The organism is Microcoleus sp. T2B6 (assembly GCF_036700475.1).
Classification (GTDB): Bacteria; Cyanobacteriota; Cyanobacteriia; order Cyanobacteriales; family Microcoleaceae; genus Microcoleus.
In genome coordinates, this window is the sequence record NZ_JAUBOZ010000046.1 from 31806 (window position 1) to 51246 (window position 19441).

The following is a 19441-nucleotide window of genomic DNA, read 5'->3' on the forward strand; positions in this document are numbered from 1 at the left end:
GGGCGATCGGGCTTTGGGGCGATCGGGCTTTGGGGCGATCGGGCTTTGGGGCGATCGGGCTTTGGGGCGATCGGGCTAACCCGAAGATCCGCCGGGGATTGAAATCCCCGTCGAGAGAGCGAAAGTCGGTTAAAACCGACTGAAGAACCAAATCAAACGATCGCCGATTTCAGTCCTCTTTATCGCACTTTGGGGCGATCGGGCTAACCCACAAGCCCGCCGGGGATTGAAATCCCCGTCGAGAGAGCAAAAGTCGGTTAAAACCGACTGAAGAACCAAATCAAACCATCGCCGATTTCAGTCCTCTTAAAGAGGACTTCAGCTATGAGACAGGGATTTCAATCCCTGTCGGACTCTCGGACTGTCGGATCGTGGGACTCGCCGATCGACCCCGATCGCACTCTCGGATTTTGTCACAAAATGATAAATTAACCTAAAGAATTAGGAGGAAAAATCTTTATGGCAATGTGGCGGCTGTACTATCATTTAGTTTGGGCAACAAAAGAGCGACAGCCTCTCATATCTCCGGCAAAAGAAACAGAACTTTACTCTTATATCATTGGCAAAGCAGACACCCTCAATTGCATCCTTCATGCGATCGGCGGCACAGAAAATCACATCCACTTAATAGTTTCCATTCCTCCGACCCAATCGATCGCTGAATTCGTTAAAAATATTAAAGGTAGCAGCAGTCGTTATCTCAATCAAACTTTGCAAAATCCCAATAAATTTTCGTGGCAAGAAGGATACGGAGTATTTTCTTTAGGACAAAAACAACTAGACTCAGCAGTCGCTTATGTGATAAATCAAAAGGAACATCACTTGCAAAAAACCACAAATTCGCATTTAGAACAAATCACGGATCGAGACAATCCACCCACCAAGTGGCACCCGAATTCGCCAGAGAATTAATTGAAAAACATTGACCAACTGTCAGACTCGCGAGTTCTCCAGCTATTCGGACTTTGGGGGCGATCGGGCTTACCCACAAGCCCGCCGGGGATTGAAATCCCCGTCTAATAGCGAAAGTCGGTTAAAACCGACTAAAAACCCAGATTCAACAGTCACAAACTTCAGTCCTCTTCAGAGGACTTCAGCTATGAGACAGGGATTTCAATCCCTGTCGGACTGTCGGACTCACACATCGAGCCCGATCAATCAATCGAGTCGATCGGGCTTACCCGAAGATCCGCCGGGGATTGAAATCCCCGTCTCATAGCGAAAGTCGGTTAAAACCGACTAAAAACCCAGATTCAACAGTCACAAACTTCAGTCCTCTTCAGAGGACTTCAGCTATGAGACAGGGATTTCAATCCCTGTCGTACTGGGGGACTCACACATCGCACCCACCAACTTTCATCCCATCTCAACAACATCTACAATGCAATTCCTCGAACTCGTCCTCAAAAACTTCGGCCCCTATGCAGGCACCCAAACCATCAATCTCCGCCCCGAAAAAGACGGAAATCCCTGCCCAGTCATTTTATTTGGCGGCATGAATGGCGGCGGCAAAACCACCCTCATGGACGCCATTCGCCTCGCCCTCTACGGTGGCCGCGCCCAATGTTCCACCAGAGGCAATTTAAGCTACAGCGACTTTCTCAATCAATGCGTCAACCGCCACACTCCCCCATTAGAAGATACCCGCGTCGAACTAACATTTGAACAAGTCCAAGATGACAAATTAGCTCAATTCAAAATAGTTAGATACTGGAAAAAATCCGACATCAAAGACAACTTAAGCATTCTCATATACAGCGAGATTGTCAGCGATTGGTGGTCGGACAAAGCAATTACTAACACCTGGGACGAATACATCGAAACTCTTTTGCCCGTCGGAATATCCAACCTATTTTTGTTTGACGGCGAACAAGTAAAAGAACTCGCCGAACTCGAAACACCGCCAGAGTTTGTCGTCGGGGCGATTAAATCTCTTTTAGGTTTAGAATTAGCAGAACGCCTCGCCGTCGATTTAGAAATTTTAGCCGGCCGCAAGCGGAAAGAAATTGCTGGCAAAAAAGACTTGGCTGCTTTAGAGAAAATCGAACAAATTTTTCAGAAAATTTCTGATGAAATAGAGTTAGCTAAGCAAGAACAAGCCAGCTTTAAAAACGAATTAGATAAAGCTCAAAAAAATCAGCAACAAGCATCAGACAAATTTATTTATGAAGGCGGGAAAATTGCCGCCGATCGCAGTCAGCTAGACAGCAAGCTAAATGACTACAGAAATAAGGCCGACAAAAGCCGTCAAGCCATGATGGAATTGGCATCAAATACGCTACCACTAGCCCTAATTTCGCCCTTGCTAAGTGAAGCAAAAATTCAAGCAGAAACAGAAGCCAGCCAGCAGCAAGCAAAGATTGCCCAAAATCTTATCAAACAAAGAAGCGATCGCCTTCTCAACTATATCGCAGAAATCTCCTTAAATCCCCAACAGTTAGATAAAATTCAAGACTTCATCCGCCAAGAAAACCAAGAACTAGAACAGCAAGCCGGAACAGACGTTCCGCCCTGGATGAACGCCGACAACAACACCATCCAGCAACTAGAAAACCTCCTTAGCTACCAAATCAAAGCCCAGCAAATTCTAGCCCGCGACCAAATAGAAGAAATCAAAAACATCGAATCAGAAATTGACTTCACAGACAGAGAACTCGCAGCCGCAGCTTCCCCCGAAGCCTACGAAAAACTAGAAGAAGAAGTCAGGAAAGCCCAAAAAGCAGTCGCTATCGCAGCCGCCGCCTGTGAATCAGCCAACCGCCGCGTCGATGAATTAGAGAGAGAATTAGCCAAAAACCAAAAAGAACTAGAAAACTACAGCAGCGAATTCATCACCATCAGAAACAGCCAACACGTCATCGCTTCGATCGCCAAAGCCCAAGCTACCCTGAAACTCTTTAAAGAAAAACTCACCCTCAAAAAACTCAACAAACTCGAAATAGAAATTACCGACTGTTTCCGCTACCTGTTGCACAAAACCGACCTCGTGCACAGAGTTGCGATCGACACTCAAACATTTAGCCTCTCCATTTACGATCCAGAAGGCAAACCGGTACCCAAACACCGACTTTCAGCCGGGGAAAAACAACTGCTGGCGATCGCCTTTTTGTGGGGATTAGCGAGAGTATCGGGGAGACAATTGCCAGTGGCGATCGACACTCCCTTGGGCCGCCTCGACTCCTCCCACAGAAACAACCTAGTGGAACGCTATTTCCCCTCAGCCAGCCACCAAGTCATCCTGCTTTCTACCGACACGGAAATTAGAAAAGTAGAATACGAAAAACTCCAAGAATTAGAGGCGATCGCCCACAGCTACCTCCTCAAATACGACTCCGCCAAACACCAAACCACCGTCGAAAAAGGTTACTTCTGGGAATAAAAATTCGCGCTAAAAAATAGCCGCAACCCCCTTGACTTTGCTGGGGAGTTGCGGTAGTATATATATCATAATGGGATGGTTGCGAAAATTTTATTTTTGCCACCATCCCATTATTAAGGATAAATCCTAATAAAATAAGAATACCAAAAAAAACCGATTTAATCAAGTCGCGCCGTGTAAAAAAATGTTAATTATTTCCAGTTATCTAGAGGCTTTGCTTCCCCAATATTAACACTGTTTACAATATACCAAACACTCTCAAACTCATGGAACCACCAGTCGATCGCATCCGCCTCTCCCAAACAGGCAAAGACCAACTATCAAAACTGAAACGATCGACCAAAATCGATCAGTGGAATATTCTATGCAGGTGGGGATTTTGCCGATCGCTCGCCGAACCCAGCATCCCATCGCCAGTACCAATTCCCAGCGACAGCAACGTCGAATTAAGCTGGGATGTCTTCGGCGGTGACATGGCCGATATCTTGATAATGGCCCTCAAGCAGCGGTGTCACCAAGACAATTTAGGCACAGAAAAAGAAACTCTAGCCAAACAATTTCGGCTGCACTTGCACCGAGGTATTGGTTATTTGGCCGGCGATCCGAATATTAAGAAAATTGAAGACTTGGTGGCGATCGCTCTTTCGCCTGAGAAATTAAGAAATTAAACGAACCGCGAAGACGCAAAGGACGCGAAGGAAGAAGGGAAGAGAAGGGATGAGTTCACAATTTACTTCAGTAAAAGCGGGAAAAAATGACCTACTGGCCCTTGGCCTTCCCCAATATCCAAAGCATATTTGAGAGCAGTAGTAACATAATTCTTAGCTAATGTCACCGCCGTAAATAAATCTTTACCTAATGCTAAATTAGCGGCGATCGCAGCACTCAAAGTACAACCAGTCCCGTGAGTATTGGGAGTATCAACATTCTCAGTCTTCAACACATCCAACCGCGTACCATCAAACCAAACATCAATTCCCCGCAAATCTCCCGCCATCCCGCCGCCCTTCACCAAAACAGCTTTCGCACCCAAACGATAAATCTGCTGCGCCGCCGATCGCATATCGTCTAGAGAAACAATCTCTAAACCGCTCAAAATCTGAGCCTCAAACCGATTCGGAGTCACGACAGCAGCCATTGGAATCAAAACATCCCGCAAAAATGCGATCGCCCCGTCATCAATCAATCGATCGCCCGATCGTGAAACCATTACCGGATCGACAACCAAATTCCCTATTCCCAAAGCTTCCACCTGTGAAGCCACCGCCGCCATAATTTCCCGATTCAGCAGCATCCCAGTTTTCACAGCGTGAACCCCAATATCCCCAGCCACCGCCTCAATTTGAGCCGCCACAGCCTCAGCAGACAAAGCATCCACCCGCGTCACCCCCAAAGTATTTTGAGCCGTCACGCAAGTCAAAGCACTCGTACCGTGCACGCAGTGAAACGCAAAAGTCCGCAAATCCGCCTGAATCCCGGCCCCGCCGCCACTATCGGAACCCGCCACAGTCAAAGCCACAGGAATCCTAGATTTAATCATCTTCTTTCAACCCCAGATAAACACCAAAATTCCCCAGACACATCCCAATCATATCTGTGGCACGGGCGTCCCGCCTGTGCTGCCCCGTGGCACGGGCGTCCCGCCTGTGCTTCCCCGTGCCACGGGCGTCCCGCCTGTGATTCCCCGTGGCACGGGCATCCCGCCTGTGCTTCCCCGTGGCACGGGCGTCCCGCCTGTGCTTCCGAAGGGGTTAAAATTCCCAAACAAAATTAGCTATGATTAAACCAAATGTAAAGAATTATTGCAAACCACTGTGAAAATCACCCGAATCGACCTCAACTCTTGGATCTTCCACATCGCCGGCCAAACAATCCTCGTCGATCCCTGGCTGGTCGATCCCCTCGTATTTTACGGTCAACCCTGGCTGTTCACCGCCTACCACAACACCCCCGTCGCCTTCACTCCCAGCACCTTACCGCCGATCGACCTCATCCTGATTTCCCAAGGATTAGACGACCACTGTCACAGACCAACACTCGAACAGCTAGATCGCACAATTCCCGCGATCGCCTCACCCACCGCCGCCAAAGTCCTCAGCAGTTTAGGCTACACCCATATCACATCTTTAGCAAATTGGCAAGAGTTAAATTTTAAAGAAAAGTTACAAATTACTGCCGTACCCGGAGCCGAAATCGGGCCCGGACAAGAAGAAAACGGCTATTTGCTCAAAGATTTAAGCAGCGGCGAGACACTTTATTACGAACCGCACCTGCCACCATTAGAAAAAGTCAAACAGAAAATAGACACAGTAGACGTAGCCATCGCCCCAGTCATCGGTCAAATCTTCCCATTCCTCGGACAAGTCATCATCGGGCCTTCCGAAGCCCTCAGCCTCGCCCAAACACTGAAACCTCGGTTTTTTCTGCCTACAGCGACGGGAGACATCCGAGCCACAGGCATTTTACCAATGTTAGTGCGATCGATCGGCAGCATCCCCGAATTTCGCGATTTACTAGCAAAATCGGGACTCTCCACCCAACTCCTCGAACCCGAACCAGGACAAACCCTGGAAATTTTAGATTTTAGATTTTAGATTTTAGATTTTTTAGATTTGAGATTTTAGATGATCGATATTTTCGATTTTTTAGATGGGAGAGTGGAGATTCAATGCCAAATCCCCAATCTAAAATCCAAAATCGCCAAATCCAAAATCGCCAAATCCCCAATCTAAAATCTAAAATCTAAAATCATCTTGGCGGGCGACGGTTACGCAAAAACTCAGGAATATCCAATCCCAAATCCTGCGGCGGTTTCGCTTTCGGATCGGGCGTCTGTTGAGCAGGAGTCACCGGCACAGTTGCAGCCCGCCAAGGAGCATTAACATTTTGTGTCCGCCCCGGAGGCGGAGGCGACGCAACTTCTCCCGAAAAACCCGTAGCGATCACAGTAATCTTAATTTCGCCCTGAAGTCGCTCGTCAATCACCGCTCCAAAAATAATATTGGCATTCGGATCGACAACCTCGTAAATCGTCTCAGCCGCCGCATTCACCTCGTGCAGCGTCATGTCAGTACCGCCAGTGATGTTAAACACCACACCTCTAGCGCCCTCAATAGACGAAGCTTCCAGCAGAGGCGAAGAAATAGCCTGCATCGCAGCCTCCCTAGCCCGCGACTTGCCAGAACCCACGCCGATGCCCATCAAAGCCGAACCCGCATCAGCCATTACTGCCCGCACGTCAGCAAAGTCAACATTCACCAAACCGGGAATAGTAATAATGTCAGAAATACCCTGAACCCCTTGGCGCAGGATATCGTCAGCAACTCGAAAAGCCTCTTGTACGGGCATTTGTTCCGAAATCACAGACAGCAGCTTGTCGTTAGGAATTACAATCAGCGTATCCACCCGGGTTTGCAAAGCCGCAATCCCTTCCTCAGCTTGGCTGGTGCGCCGCCGTCCCTCAAACGTAAAAGGCCGCGTTACTATGCCTACAGTCAAGGCGCCCATTTCCTTAGCGACCTCAGCCACGATCGGAGCCGCGCCCGTGCCCGTACCGCCGCCCATGCCGGCTGTGATAAATACCAAATCCGCGTGATTCAGAGCATTAGCAACCTCGTCACGAGATTCCTCCGCAGCCTTTTGACCGATCGCCGGATTGCCCCCCGCCCCCAAACCGCGCGTCAACTTCTGTCCGACTTGCAAGCGTTTCGGAGCATTTGAGAGAACCAGAGCTTGGGAATCTGTATTCACACACCAAAACTCGACACCAGAAACCTCGCTGGCAATCATCCGGTTAACGGCGTTGCCCCCACCACCGCCGACGCCAATTACTTTGATTTTGGCGGCACTGCTGGGCATTATGTCTTTGGGATTGACCATAGGATCGATATCAATACTATCTACATTTACATAACCAGACTTGCGTCTAAAGGGATTGGCGGAATCTGCAGCCACCGGAAAATTTTTTACTTCTTCCGAAGGGGGACTGTCTTGGTCAGACCCCTGTCTATTATTAAGCTTCATTAGAGTCGGGGATGGTAGATTAGAGCTTGTTAACTAAACGCCAATTCACAATCAACTATAGGCTAAGTTGCGCGAAAAACTAACACAGATCGATGCTTAATGTTAGCAATCTCGGATTTGGCCGACCTCGCTAGCCCAGACCTCGCTTGACGCCCTCCAGGTACTTGACCGGATCAAGGCAATTGTAAGCAAGGCAGAAGGAAAAAAATGGATACTAGCCCCAGACTCATCGCGATGGAAAGAAAAATCAGAATTTTTTTTCCTGACGCGGGGCGCTATCCAAAAACTGTGCTGATTGCAAGCCCTGCCTATCGATCCTGATGGGCAAAAATTCTGCCTATCGATCGATACCTTCTACCTTCTGTTGACAGAGAATCAATTCTGGGCGCGAGTGGGTGCGGGAGTTGAACTTTCCAAACTGCCGGGGAGTTGTGGCAAATGGACGATCGGCGAAGCAGGATTTTTCAAGTCAATGTAGGCTATTTTGCTTGAATCTATCTGTTTTGGCAATTGTCGCATTCGGTCTAAAACCTTAAGTTGCTCCGCAGTCTTGGAACTGTACGGCCCTAAGTGTACGGTACCGATCTCTGTTTTCAAGATCAAGTTGTTCGGGTTTTGCCAATTAATCTCAAACACTTTCACCGTCAAGCCGCTGAGTCCTTGGTAAAACTTCGGCCAAGAGGCGCGATACTGTTCCAAAGGCCCGATGACTTTTAAAGTGGGCAAAGAACGCTGAGGCTGCGTTCCCGGAATGCTGCCGGGCCCGATCGAACTATTGTGCGATCGTACAGCAGTATAACTATCCGACGGCATCCAACCTCCGCGAGCGTCCAGCCACCCCACTTTTTCCTTGTCACTGTTCGATCTCAACATCGCCGTCGGCTGCGCCATCGCCACCGGCAGGCGTTCTGCCACTTCTATAGTCAAACTCGGCGGAAACAAGTTACGAGTCACCTTCGCTTTAGCGATGGGCCCCGTTGACTCCAGCTTTTGGGCCAGCGCCTGCGGTTGAATCCCCCACAATGATTGCGGGTAAGACAGCGGAACCAAAGACCGCACCGCCTTATCCGATAGCCACTGATTGCCCTCCACCTTCACTTGTTCCGATCGGGCAATCAACCAAGCCGGCTGCCCAATCCACCACAGCAAACCCCCGGCGATCGCGCTTGCTGCCAGCATTTGCCACACAACAGCCGCCAATCGAGCGCGTCTCTGCTGCCGCAACTTTTGGCGCCTGCGCCCTAACTCTGTTTGAGAAACCGCTCCAAAACTAGCCATCTACGTCTTGACAATATAGTAATTAAGGATTAGCACAAATTCAAAACTGTTTAATCTCTGTCTCTTGAGCCCTGTTTTCCCCTACCATTTAACCAGATCCCCGCAAATTTACCCAGACTCCTGCCAATATCAGTAATATCACGGATACCGCTAAGTAATAAAAAATTATTAATTAAAAGTTCCCAATTCCTGCGCCGGGAAAACCCCTTACCAGATAAAGGTTCTTTGGGTATTTAGGGCATTACCCCACAGGGCAAAAGGTTACAAATCAAACTAAACTCAAGTAAAGAAAGTTTAGACTTTCGATTAACTTTTTAACTTTTATTCGGCTTCCATTGTGATCGCACTCGAATTAGACAGATTCTATAAAGCCTGCAACCCCAGCAAGACCCTTGTTGCGGGAGACCCAGGGGATTATCAATACTACATTGATTTTGGTTCCGTGCGGGGCGGCAAAATCATTGAATCTTTACAGCGAACCATTACCCGCATCTCGCCTGACCAGCCAACCTGTCAGCTATTTACAGGACATATCGGCTGTGGCAAATCTACGGAATTGTTTCGACTCAAAGCTGAGCTCGAACAAGAGGGTTTTTGCGTCGTTTACTTCGAGTCTTCCCAAGACTTAGACATGGGTGATGTAGATATCAGCGATATTTTGCTGAGCATTGCGCGCCAAGTCAGCGAAACTATGGAATCCGCTAAAATCAAACTCAGACCGAGCTATTTTACAAATCTGTTTGCAGAAGTGGCAGAATTTTTGCAGACTCCCATAGATTTGTCAGCGGAAGCGGAGTTATCTATAGGCATTGCTAAAGTTACGGCTAAAACGAAAGACTCTCCCAAACTGCGATCGCAACTCCGGCAATATCTCGAACCCCGCACCAACAGCATCTTGCAGTCCATCAACGAAGAACTCCTCAACAAAGCTAACGCCGAACTCAAGCACCAAGGCAAAAAAGGACTCGCAGTCATCGTTGACAACCTCGATCGCCTTGACCCCTGCATCAAACCCAACGGACGCACCCAGCCAGAATACCTGTTTTTAGACCGCGGCGAACAGTTGAAAAAACTCAGTTGCCATGTCGTCTACACGATTCCCCTGACTTTGATTTTTTCCAACGACTTCGGCCGCCTCGCCAGTCGATTTGGAGTCAAGCCCAAGGTGATGCCGATGGTACCAGTGCAAGTGCGATCGGGCGAAGACCACCTCGAAGGAATGGCACTGCTGCGGCAGCTAGTATTAGCTAGAGCTTTCCCGAAAGTTGCTCCCCCTCAACGCCTTGATTTGATTTCCCAGGTGTTTGACTCTCCCGAAACTTTAGATCGGCTTTGTCGGATTAGTGGCGGTCACGTTCGCAATCTACTGATGCTTTTGTATAGCTGTTTGCAGCACGAAGACCCTCCCTTCTCTCGCGAATGCCTCGAAAGCGTCATTCAAGAATATCGCGATGACCTTTTGGGAGCCATCAATGACATGGAATGGGAATTGCTGTTTCAAGTCGTCAACCGACAAAGTGTAACCGGCGAAGAAGAGTCTCAAATCTTGTTGCGAAGTATGTTTGTCTTTGAATACCGCGATCAAGAAGGTCGTTGGTTTGGGATTAATCCAGCCCTAGCAGAAACCAGAAAATATAAGGAGTGGCTGCAGCGCACTGAAGCAAAATAGTTGGGATTTTTGAGATAGCTTCGCCACTCTAAGAACCCTTAACCACGAGGGACTTAGAAAGTATTTAACGGAAAATTCATCGCTCAAAAATCCGAAATTTTACCATCCAATACAGAAATCTGCCAGCGGTTTTTGCCACTGGCAGATTTCTGTTGAATGCTGGCTATAGGCGGTGAATGTTATTGTCCTGTAAAACTTTGCCACCACACTAAGGACTTTGCCCACTCTCAACTCTCATATCTGCAATGTCATACCCCCTATGTCTGTTTTTACCTGTTGCTCTTAACTTCACATAATCCCATCCCGGACGACAATTGTTTTGGCTGTTGTGTTAAATGCCTGCTACAGATATATGGGAGTTGTTTACTAATAGCTAGTCGTCGCTATAAGGATAAACTTAGCGGTTGGCTATTTACGATCTGTAGTCCTTTATATATACCTGAATCAAAAAATCTAAGATAACCTTAAATTTTTATTGGCAAGTCTAGCATTCTATGAGATTGAGAGGTATGATATCTTTACATTGGATCTAATAAATATGTAAGTATTGATAGGACAAGTACGGAAAACTACGTATTTATACAGAGATAAAGCGTGAGACAGAGACGGCGATGTCTAAGTAGATACGCTTTCAGTCACGATTGGCGAGCGTTAGGTAATTGATTAATGCAAAAGAGGTGCACGCATGACCGATCTAATTAAGGTACAAGAAACTGCCAACTACAACGAGCGATCGCTCAAAACTCTGGTCAGGTCAATCACAATGTCTCAACACCAATTCTCGCTAATTTTGGTGCGTTGCAACTACGAGCAGTTGCGGCAGACAATAGCGCAGCGGCTGCGAGAAGTGTCCCCAGTTCCAATTCAAGATATCGTCCTGCCACCTTCAGTTAAAACCCTCTACACGACCCTGCAGGCAAGCACTTTTCACGAGGGGTACTCGCCTGTCGGTGCCGCCTCGGCTTTGATGGTATTCGGTTTAGAAACAGTAGTAGCGATCGACGAATTGATGGCTTCTACCAATCAAGTGCGAGACGAATTTCGCAAAAATTTTTCCTGCCCAGTGATTTTGTGGGTAACAGATGATATCGTGACCAAAATGATTCGTCTGGCCCCGGATTTCAAAAGTTGGGCCGCCGCCACAATTAAATTTGAAATGGGCGTTGACGAATTAATTAATTTCCTCGCTAGGCGGGCCGATACTATATTTAAAATAGGCGAACTTAATCAAGAACTCGCCAGCAGCAACGTCAGCACCATCGCTAATTGTGAGACCTGCGACACCCAGTGCGAAAAACGCGACATGGAGCGCGAACTCAGCCCCAGAGAACGCTTTCTAACTTTTAACTCAGGGCCCCAAAACCCACGACAATCAGATGTCCACTCGTATTCGCCATTGAGTCCGGGCAATACCTTCGATTTGGCGATCGGCTCTTTGCCACGCCGAGAACTAGAATTAGCTTTAAGAGATTTACAAAATCGCGGTGAAGAATTAGAACCCGCCCTCAAAGCCAGCCTGCAATTCGTTCTCGGTCGAGATTACTATGTCAGCGATCAAACCGAAACAGCCTTAATTCACTACCAAGAAAGTTTAGCATTTTGGCAGCAGCAAACGGGCAACTGGGAACTGGCAAACTTGGAAAATTCCGAAAACCCAGAAACCTTCCCCTCCTTGTCGAATCCTGTCCCCAATATTTTATTTTTAGAGAGAGAAGGCATAGTGCTGTTTCACATAGCCCTGTGTCACCGCTTGCAAGCAGCCAGAAACCCGGTTGCCAACCGCCAGCACTGGGAACAAGCTTGGATTAGCCTGGAACAATCTAGAAACGCTTTCTCCCTTGCCTCACGCCTCGAATTGGTAGCTGAGGTGACAGCACACCTCGGAGAAGTGCTGCAGCGCCTGAAAGCTTGGGGAGAGTTGCAAGCATTAGCTGAAAATTCTTTGCAGTTGCACTTCACTTACGGTACTCCCAGCCAACTAGCTCAAGATTACGGCTTTTTGGCTGAAGTTGCCCTGCAAGAGTCGAGGTGGAGTCAAGCCCGCCAGCTAGCCGAGTTGGCTTTGGCGATTTTGGATCAAACGCCTAATGATTTGAGATTGCTGATTGAAGATTTGAGATTGGGGTTTGAGGGAAATTATCCAGAATTTCTCGGCCCTAACGAGTTAAGTAACGAACCCAAATCTAAAATCCAACATCCTAAATCCGACAGGAGTTCGTATCTTTTACTTTTAGCCCGAAGTTTGCGGCAGCTAGGCCAGTGGGAAGCGGCGGTTCATTCTTTGGAGTTGGCTCAATCTCAAAGCGAGCCGAAGTACGACCCCCGACTTTACATCGATATTTTGACGGAATTACAAGCGGTTTATTTCGAGCAGGGAGAGTATCTTAAAGCGTTTCGGATTAAAAAAACCCAGCGTTCGATCGAATATCAATACGGATTTAGAGCTTTTATCGGAGCCAGCCAATTGCAGCAGCAGCGCCAAGCGGTCAATCCTTCAGGCCCCTCAGCTCAAAACCAAGCTGCCATCGCAGCCGAAATGACAGCTTACTCGCGCCAAACAGATATCAATAGCTTGCTAGAAAGAATTAGCAGGGACGACCATAAATTAACTATTATTCATGGGCCCAGCGGAGTCGGGAAAAGTTCTCTAGTCAATGCCGGCTTAGTACCAGCTTTGAAAAATATTACTCCGGGCGCGCGGGATACATTGCCTGTAGTAGTCAAAGTTTACACCGACTGGCTGGTGGAGTTAGAAAATGCTTTGAACAGCGCACTGTACGACAAACAAGCCGAAGAGGAAAGTAAATTAATCTCGAAAGGACTACAGGAAATCCACAAAAGAAGTTGCTCGCTGATTCCGGCTCGCAGCTCGGAAGTCTCTTCTTTTATTATAGAGCAGTTGCGCGAAAATGCCACAAATAATTTGTTGACTGTGCTGATTTTCGATCAATTTGAAGAGTTTTTCTTTGTTTCGACTTCAGTGGCACAAAGACAACTTTTTTATAATTTTTTGCGTTTGTTTTTGAACTTGCCTTATGTCAAGATCATTCTGTGCTTGCGCGAAGATTATTTGCACTACTTACTAGATTGCGATCGCTTCCCTAATCTGGACGCTATTAACAATAATATTCTCGACAAAAGTATCCGCTACCAACTGCGGAGTTTTTCTATCAAAGACGCGCGGGCTGTCATCGGACACTTAACAGAACGGGCGGAATTTTATTTAGAGCCGGCACTGATCGATGCCTTCGTAGAAGATTTAGCAGACGAACTGCAAGAAGTGCGACCAATCGAATTGCAGGTAGTAGGAGCGCAACTACAAGAAGAAGGTATTACCAGTCTAGCACAATACCAGCAATTGGGGGACAATCCCAAAGCGGAATTAGTGAAGCGATCGCTCGAAAGAGTCATCTCTGACTGTGGCCTGGTTAACGAAGACGCAGCTTGGAAAATCTTGTTTTCCCTGACAGATGAAAGAGGCGTTAGACTGATAAAAACTAAACACGAACTCTCATTAGTTACAGGCTCGCAGCCAGCCGATGCCCGCGAAACCGAATTATCGGCGATCGGCAGAAACCGAATTCCCCTACCGCGACACTTCGCCAAAGACCCTGAAAGCCGACAAAAGAAAACCGACAACCTCGACTTAATTTTAGACATTTTAGTTGGTCACGGTTTGCTATTTCTGCTACGGGAAGCCCCCGAAGACCGCTATCAATTGGTACACGACTATTTAGTGCGACCGATCCGCCAAAGATTCGGCTTAGAAGCGAGACTGCACAAAGCAGAAGCAGACAAAAAAATGAGTCAAGCACAGCTCTACCGAGCCAATACTTTTCTCAAACAACTGCTGGGATTAGCAGTGATCGGCGTCATGCTGCTCACCAGTTCCACCATCGCCGCCGTAAATTTTTGGTGGCGGGCTGTGGGTCAAAAACAGCTAGCTGTCGCTCAAACTCAGCGAGCCGAAATCAGTACCCTGACAGCCGCTTCAGAAGCACTTTATTTCTCAAACAACAAATTTGACGCCATGATGGAAAGTTTGAGAGCTGGTAAAAAGTGGAAACAGATCGAACACTCCCAACAAATGTCTACTCTCAAAGACACCGAAATTCTGATTTCTGCCGCCCTCCAGCAGGCAGTTTATGGAGTCAAAGAACGCAACCGCTTGGAAGGACACGGCGATGTAGTTTGGGGTCTTAGCTTCAGTCCAGACGGTGAAACAATAGCTTCCTCCAGTGTAGATAAAACAGTCAAACTTTGGCGGCGCGACGGCAGTTTGCAGGCAACTTTTAAAGGTCATACTAACAGCGTCTCCTGTGTCACGTTCAGTCCCGACAACAAAATCATAGCCTCGGCCAGTTTAGATAAAACTGTCAAAATTTGGCAAACAGACGGCAGTTTACTGGCAACTTTCAAAGGGCATACTAATAGCGTTACCAGCGTTGCTTTTAGCTCGGACGGTCAAACGATCGCCAGTGGCTCTACAGACAAAACTATCAAACTTTGGAAAACCGATGGCACGCTGCTGCGAACGATCGAACAATTTGCTCCCGTAAATTGGCTAAGCTTCAGCCGCGACGGCAAAATAATCGCTGTGGCGAGCGATGACGGTACTGTGAAACTGTGGAGTTCCGACGGTAAGTTAATCGCTAATTTATGGCACAGCGAAAACAGACAACCCTCGAAAATTTACACCGTCAGTTTCTCCCCCGATGGTGAAACGATCGCCAGTGCGGGTGAAGATAAAACGGTAAAAATCTGGAGCATCGCTGCACTCAAACACCCACCAACAGAAAATTCAACACCAGCAAAAAAAGGTGAACTGCTAGCAACTTTGCGGGGACACAGCAAGTGGGTATTTGGTGTCAGTTTCTCCCCCGACGGTCAAACACTTGCTTCTGGAAGTGCAGACGGGACTGTCAAACTCTGGAGTCTTGCTGGTGTTGGCGACAAACGCCCAACCGATGCTAGCAACATTAAACCAGAGAGTCGCTTACTGAGAACTTTTGAGGGACACGCCGATCGAGTTACTCAGGTGAGTTTTAGCCCGGAAGGCAAAACCTTGGCTTCGGCAAGTTTTGACAAAACTATCAGGCTGTGGCGACTCGATGACGTGCCGCTCAAAACCCTCGACGGACACCAAAACCGGGTGCAAGGCGTTACTTTCAGCCCCGACGGCCAAAGGCTGGCTTCTGCTTCTACGGACAACACTATCAAACTCTGGAGTCGCACGGGAGTTTTGCTCGAAACCTTGGAAGGACACACTCAGAGAGTCGCCAGCGTCAGTTTCAGCCCCGACGGCCAGCTACTTGCTTCTGGGAGTTACGACAAAACGGTGAAGGTGTGGAGTTTGACAGAAGATGGCATGAATAATATTCTCCCTTGTCCTTCGGCTCCGCTATTCCCGTGTTCGCCTTCTGTGCTGTTCACTCTCGACGGCCACGCTGACAGCGTGATGAGCGTGAGTTTTAGCCCCGACAGCGAGATTCTGGCAACGGCTAGCAAGGATAAGACTGTGAAACTCTGGACTAGAAACGGCAGGCTGATTAAGACTTTGACGGGACACACAGGCTGGGTGACTGGGGTGACTTTCAGTCCCGACGGCTCAATGCTGGCTTCTGCAAGCGATGACGGTACTGTAAAACTCTGGAATCGGGACGGTCGTTTGCTGAGAACTTTTGAAGGGGCTCACAACAGTTTTGTGTTGGGGGTTGCTTTTAGCCCTGATGGCAAAATGCTGGCTTCGGCTGGTTACGACAATTCGGTGAAATTGTGGAAGGTAGACGGGACTTTGGTGGCGACGCTGCTGAAGGGTTCTAGCGACAGCGTGACTAGCGTTGCTTTTAGCCCGGATGGTTTGTTGGTTGCTTCGGGCAGTTACGATCATAAGGTGAAGCTTTGGAGTCGCAGCGGGACTTTGCTGAAAACTTTGACGGGTCACAACGATAGCGTGATGAGCGTGAGTTTTAGCCCGGATGGGAAGGTTCTGGCTTCTGCTGGCCGGGATAATCGGGTGATTTTGTGGAATTTGGATCTTGACGATTTGCTGGTGAGGGGCTGTGACTGGGTGGGAGATTATTTGAGAACTAATCCTAATGTGAGCGATCGCGATCGGCGTCTCTGTGAGGGGGTTGGGGCAAAACCTTAGTTTTAGTCATTTGCTCCTTTCATTTTTTCTTGGGATACAGTTGAAACAAGCTCAGTTTTTTCAGGATTTTTTACTCTTTTGCTTCGGGTAACATTAGTAGTAAATCATCACAACAATCGCTGTTTTTTTGGTAGAGTTCGCATATCTCTCTTGCTGAGTCACCATCAAAAATACAACTTCGCTCTTCAGCCATAGCTGCTAAGTTAAACATTCTGCGTTCTTCTGCTGGCCATCCAATGTCCATCCATTTCTCCCAAGACCAACCCCTTGAATCAAGTTGTTCTAAGTCAATGGAGCGAGCTGGTATTGGCATAGGAGTTTTGAAAGGTGATGGGTCGAGCAGTCGGGATTTTTCTTGAGCAAACATTTCTTTCCCGAAATCGCTGAAACGGTCTAAATGTTTTTCTATTTTGGCAACTAAGGCTCGCACTTCGCCAAATTGTTCAAAAGTCCACAGCACATTAGCTAACTGATAGAGAATGACAGGATTGGACGGATCGTACTTCAGGGCCTCTCTATACAGTGGCAATACTTTGTTGAACTTTCCATACCCAAACCAGAGGCGATTCGCTTCATCAAATAATCGCTTTGCGTCTGGGAACATTAGTTCTAAATACCCAAAACAATTGTCGTTTTCTTGCTTGAGTTTGCGTTTTTCTATTTGTGATTGACGAGTGATAAACGGAAAACTTCGCTCTTCACCCAGGGCGGCTAAGTTAAACATTCTGCGCTGTTTTGCTGCTGATGAAATACACATCCATTGTTTGTGAGATAAACCCATTGAATTAAGTTCTTTTAAGTCAATGGAGCAAGCTGGTATTGGCATCGGAGTTTTGAAAGGTGATGGAGAAAGCAGCCTGGGTTTTGCTTTAGCAAACACTTCTTTCCCGAAATCGCTGAGACGGTCTAAGTTTCTTTCTATTTTGGCAACTAACGCTCGCACTTCGTCAAATTCTTCAAAAGCCCACAGCACGTTAGCTAGCTGATAGATAATGACAGAATTAGACGGATCGTACTTCAGGGCCTCTCTATACAGTGGCAATACTTTGTTCAACTTTCCTTGCGAAAACCAGAGACGATTCGCTTCATCAAATAACCGCTTTGCTTCTATGATATTCATGTTTTTCCACTCGTTCTGAAAAAGCTGAGATTCTTCAAATTTCTCTAAAAAAGCTCAGCTTTTTCAAAGAATTTTTTACTCTTTTGCATCGGGGAACATTAGTAGTCAATCATCAAAACAATCGCTGTTTTTATCGTCTAATTTGCATATCTCTCTTGCTGAGTCACCATCGAAAAGATAACCTCTATCTCGATCCCGGGCTGCTAAGTTAAACATTCTGCGCTGTTCTGCTGGCGATCTAATGTCCATCCATTTCTCCCAAGGCCAACGCTTTGAATCAAGTTCTTCTAAGTCAATGGAGCAAGCTGGTATGGGCATCGGAGTTTTGAAAGGTGATGGAGCGAGCAACCGGGATTTTTCTTTAGCAAACATTTCTTTCCCGAAATCGCTGAAACGGTCTAAGTGTTTTTCTATTTTGGCAACTAACGCTGGCACTGCGTCAAATTGTTCAAAAGCCCACAGCACGTTAGCTAGCTGATAGAGAATGACAGGATTGGTTGGATCGTACTTCAGGGCCTTTCGATACAGAGGTAGCACTTTGTTGAACTTTATATCCCCAAACCACAGACGATTCGCTTCATCAAATAACCGCTTTGCTTCTATGTGATTCATAGTTCTCAACTTCCTCTTTGACTTTGGCAACAATGTGAATTATGGTCTCGGACTAATGTCTTGATGGTAAGGTCTTAAGTAAGTTTGAAATATTGCACAGAGAAGTTACCTTAATCTCGTCGCATATAATTTAAGTTCGATCGATCGCTCTCATTCTCGCGTCGCAGCTCTTCTTCCTCCTTAAGTATTTCAGAGTCATACCAACCCTTACCATTAAGATAAGTTTCGTAAGCCAAAAGAAACATTCTACGATCTTCAGCAGCAGCACTAATTACAGACCAATTATTCCTATTAAAATTCATCGAATAAAGTTGCTTGAGGTCGATTTCCCACGCGGGAATGGGCAGAGGCGGCCTATAAGAGGGACGTTGCAGTAGCCACTCTTTCATTGTAGCAAAAAGCTTTCTGCCCCTCTCACTCAGACGGTCTTGATAAAGGGATGCCAGATCGAGTGCTTGCACAGCTTCATCGAACCGTTCAAAGGCTCGCAGCACAACCGCAAGTTGATAGAGCATTACTGGGTCAGTCGGGTCGTACTTGAGGGCTTCTTGATAAATTGGTAGAACAAGGTGATAGCGTCCTTCCTTAAACCAGAAATGATTGGCTTTCTCAAATAGCTGTCTGGCGGATGGTCGCAGATTATTTAATATTGCGATATCGCTCTGATTATTAAGTCTGGCTTGTTCGGCTTCCCAAGTTTTTTGGAATTCAGAAAAAGGCAGACTTCTGTCATAGGTAATTGCTGCCAAAAGAAACATTCTCCGCTCGCTAGCAGCAATAGCAATTTCAAGCCACTCATTATAATTAAAAGTCTTTAAGACAAATTGTTTTATGTCGATTTCTATTGCTGGTATGGGCAAGGGCCGTGCATTATAAAGATGTTTCAGCAGCCATTTTTTCCTTCTATCTAAAAGTTTTCTGCCTATTTTGCTGAGAAGGATTTGGTGAAGAGATGCCATTTCGAGTGCAAGTGCTGCCTCATCGAAGCGCTCAAACGCCCGCAGAACCACAGCCAGTTGATAGAGCATTACTGGGTCAGTGGGGTCGTACTTGAGGGCTTCTAGATAAAGCGGTAGGACAAGGTGATAGCATCCTTCCTCAAACCAGAAATGATTGGCTTGCTCAAACAGCCTTCTGGCTTCTGCTGGGTTGACTGCTTTTACGTCTTTTGGTGGGAAGAAAAATTCAGTCATAGCAACACAATTGGGT

The 19441-nt window shown here is 47.1% G+C and carries 14 protein-coding genes; 7 read left to right on the top strand and 7 right to left on the bottom strand.

Annotation, left to right across the window (positions count from 1 at the left end):
* The first annotated feature begins 459 nt into the window (after positions 1–459).
* The 4 genes from tnpA to dndE all read left to right on the top strand — a co-directional run bounded on the left by tnpA (position 460) and on the right by dndE (position 4047).
* Positions 460–912: an IS200/IS605 family transposase gene (gene tnpA, locus QUA00_RS20095; protein ID WP_333144052.1), complete on the top strand. Its 453-nt coding sequence runs from the start codon at positions 460–462 to the stop codon at positions 910–912.
* 10 nt (positions 913–922) lie between these two features.
* The gene (locus QUA00_RS20100) at positions 923–1219 is read left to right on the top strand and encodes a hypothetical protein (protein ID WP_333410908.1); all 297 of its coding nucleotides are present in this window, start codon (positions 923–925) and stop codon (positions 1217–1219) included.
* A 162-nt stretch (positions 1220–1381) separates the two neighbouring features.
* Positions 1382–3379, top strand: a complete 1998-nt coding sequence (dndD, locus tag QUA00_RS20105) for a DNA sulfur modification protein DndD (RefSeq protein WP_333144053.1) — start codon at positions 1382–1384, stop codon at positions 3377–3379.
* 266 nt (positions 3380–3645) lie between these two features.
* On the top strand, positions 3646–4047 hold the full coding sequence (gene dndE, locus QUA00_RS20110) for a DNA sulfur modification protein DndE (protein ID WP_015179042.1): 402 nt from the start codon (positions 3646–3648) through the stop codon (positions 4045–4047).
* Positions 4048–4109: 62 nt separating this feature from the next.
* Here the strand turns inward: dndE and thiD are convergent, their stop codons facing one another.
* A complete protein-coding gene (thiD, locus tag QUA00_RS20115; protein ID WP_333410909.1) occupies positions 4110–4919 on the bottom strand; it encodes a bifunctional hydroxymethylpyrimidine kinase/phosphomethylpyrimidine kinase in 810 nt (269 codons plus the stop codon).
* Complete coding sequence (locus QUA00_RS20120) at positions 4916–5143, bottom strand: hypothetical protein (RefSeq protein WP_333410910.1); 228 nt, start codon at positions 5141–5143, stop codon at positions 4916–4918. Before QUA00_RS20120 ends, thiD begins: the two co-directional genes overlap by 4 nt.
* Before the next feature lie 50 nt (positions 5144–5193).
* Between QUA00_RS20120 and QUA00_RS20125 the strand changes: the two genes are divergently transcribed.
* A complete protein-coding gene (locus QUA00_RS20125; RefSeq protein WP_333308570.1) occupies positions 5194–5973 on the top strand; it encodes an MBL fold metallo-hydrolase in 780 nt (259 codons plus the stop codon).
* Between the two features lie 154 nt (positions 5974–6127).
* Here QUA00_RS20125 and ftsZ read toward each other — a convergent pair whose 3' ends face one another.
* Positions 6128–7402, bottom strand: a complete 1275-nt coding sequence (gene ftsZ, locus QUA00_RS20130; protein WP_333056121.1) for a cell division protein FtsZ — start codon at positions 7400–7402, stop codon at positions 6128–6130.
* 375 nt (positions 7403–7777) lie between these two features.
* Complete coding sequence (locus QUA00_RS20135; RefSeq protein ID WP_333410911.1) at positions 7778–8680, bottom strand: FtsQ-type POTRA domain-containing protein; 903 nt, start codon at positions 8678–8680, stop codon at positions 7778–7780.
* A 337-nt stretch (positions 8681–9017) separates the two neighbouring features.
* Between QUA00_RS20135 and QUA00_RS20140 the strand changes: the two genes are divergently transcribed.
* Both QUA00_RS20140 and QUA00_RS20145 read left to right on the top strand, forming a co-directional pair.
* Positions 9018–10349 carry an ATP-binding protein gene (locus tag QUA00_RS20140; protein ID WP_333144060.1) on the top strand — a complete coding sequence of 444 codons (1332 nt, stop codon included), beginning with the start codon at positions 9018–9020 and terminating at the stop codon, positions 10347–10349.
* Positions 10350–11034: 685 nt separating this feature from the next.
* Positions 11035–16500 carry a WD40 domain-containing protein gene (locus tag QUA00_RS20145; RefSeq protein ID WP_333410912.1) on the top strand — a complete coding sequence of 1822 codons (5466 nt, stop codon included), beginning with the start codon at positions 11035–11037 and terminating at the stop codon, positions 16498–16500.
* Between the two features lie 70 nt (positions 16501–16570).
* Here the strand turns inward: QUA00_RS20145 and QUA00_RS20150 are convergent, their stop codons facing one another.
* The 3 genes from QUA00_RS20150 to QUA00_RS20160 all read right to left on the bottom strand — a co-directional run bounded on the left by QUA00_RS20150 (position 16571) and on the right by QUA00_RS20160 (position 19425).
* Entirely contained in the window at positions 16571–17620 is a 1050-nt protein-coding gene (locus QUA00_RS20150; protein ID WP_333144062.1) for a tetratricopeptide repeat protein, read from the bottom strand.
* A gap of 105 nt (positions 17621–17725) precedes the next feature.
* A complete protein-coding gene (locus QUA00_RS20155) occupies positions 17726–18232 on the bottom strand; it encodes a tetratricopeptide repeat protein (protein ID WP_333144063.1) in 507 nt (168 codons plus the stop codon).
* Between the two features lie 110 nt (positions 18233–18342).
* The gene (locus QUA00_RS20160; protein WP_333144064.1) at positions 18343–19425 is read right to left on the bottom strand and encodes a tetratricopeptide repeat protein; all 1083 of its coding nucleotides are present in this window, start codon (positions 19423–19425) and stop codon (positions 18343–18345) included.
* Positions 19426–19441 lie beyond the last annotated feature (16 nt).

What these genes read in the sequence shown, in the direction of transcription:
- tnpA (WP_333144052.1), top strand. Translation starts at nt 460, where the DNA reads ATGGCAATGTGGCGGCTGTACTATCATTTAGTTTGGGCAACAAAAGAG.
- dndD (WP_333144053.1), top strand. Translation starts at nt 1,382, where the DNA reads ATGCAATTCCTCGAACTCGTCCTCAAAAACTTCGGCCCCTATGCAGGC.
- dndE (WP_015179042.1), top strand. Translation starts at nt 3,646, where the DNA reads ATGGAACCACCAGTCGATCGCATCCGCCTCTCCCAAACAGGCAAAGAC.
- thiD (WP_333410909.1), bottom strand. Translation starts at nt 4,919, where the DNA reads ATGATTAAATCTAGGATTCCTGTGGCTTTGACTGTGGCGGGTTCCGAT.
- ftsZ (WP_333056121.1), bottom strand. Translation starts at nt 7,402, where the DNA reads ATGAAGCTTAATAATAGACAGGGGTCTGACCAAGACAGTCCCCCTTCG.
- QUA00_RS20135 (WP_333410911.1), bottom strand. Translation starts at nt 8,680, where the DNA reads ATGGCTAGTTTTGGAGCGGTTTCTCAAACAGAGTTAGGGCGCAGGCGC.
- QUA00_RS20145 (WP_333410912.1), top strand. Translation starts at nt 11,035, where the DNA reads ATGACCGATCTAATTAAGGTACAAGAAACTGCCAACTACAACGAGCGA.
- QUA00_RS20150 (WP_333144062.1), bottom strand. Translation starts at nt 17,620, where the DNA reads ATGAATATCATAGAAGCAAAGCGGTTATTTGATGAAGCGAATCGTCTC.
- QUA00_RS20155 (WP_333144063.1), bottom strand. Translation starts at nt 18,232, where the DNA reads ATGAATCACATAGAAGCAAAGCGGTTATTTGATGAAGCGAATCGTCTG.
- QUA00_RS20160 (WP_333144064.1), bottom strand. Translation starts at nt 19,425, where the DNA reads ATGACTGAATTTTTCTTCCCACCAAAAGACGTAAAAGCAGTCAACCCA.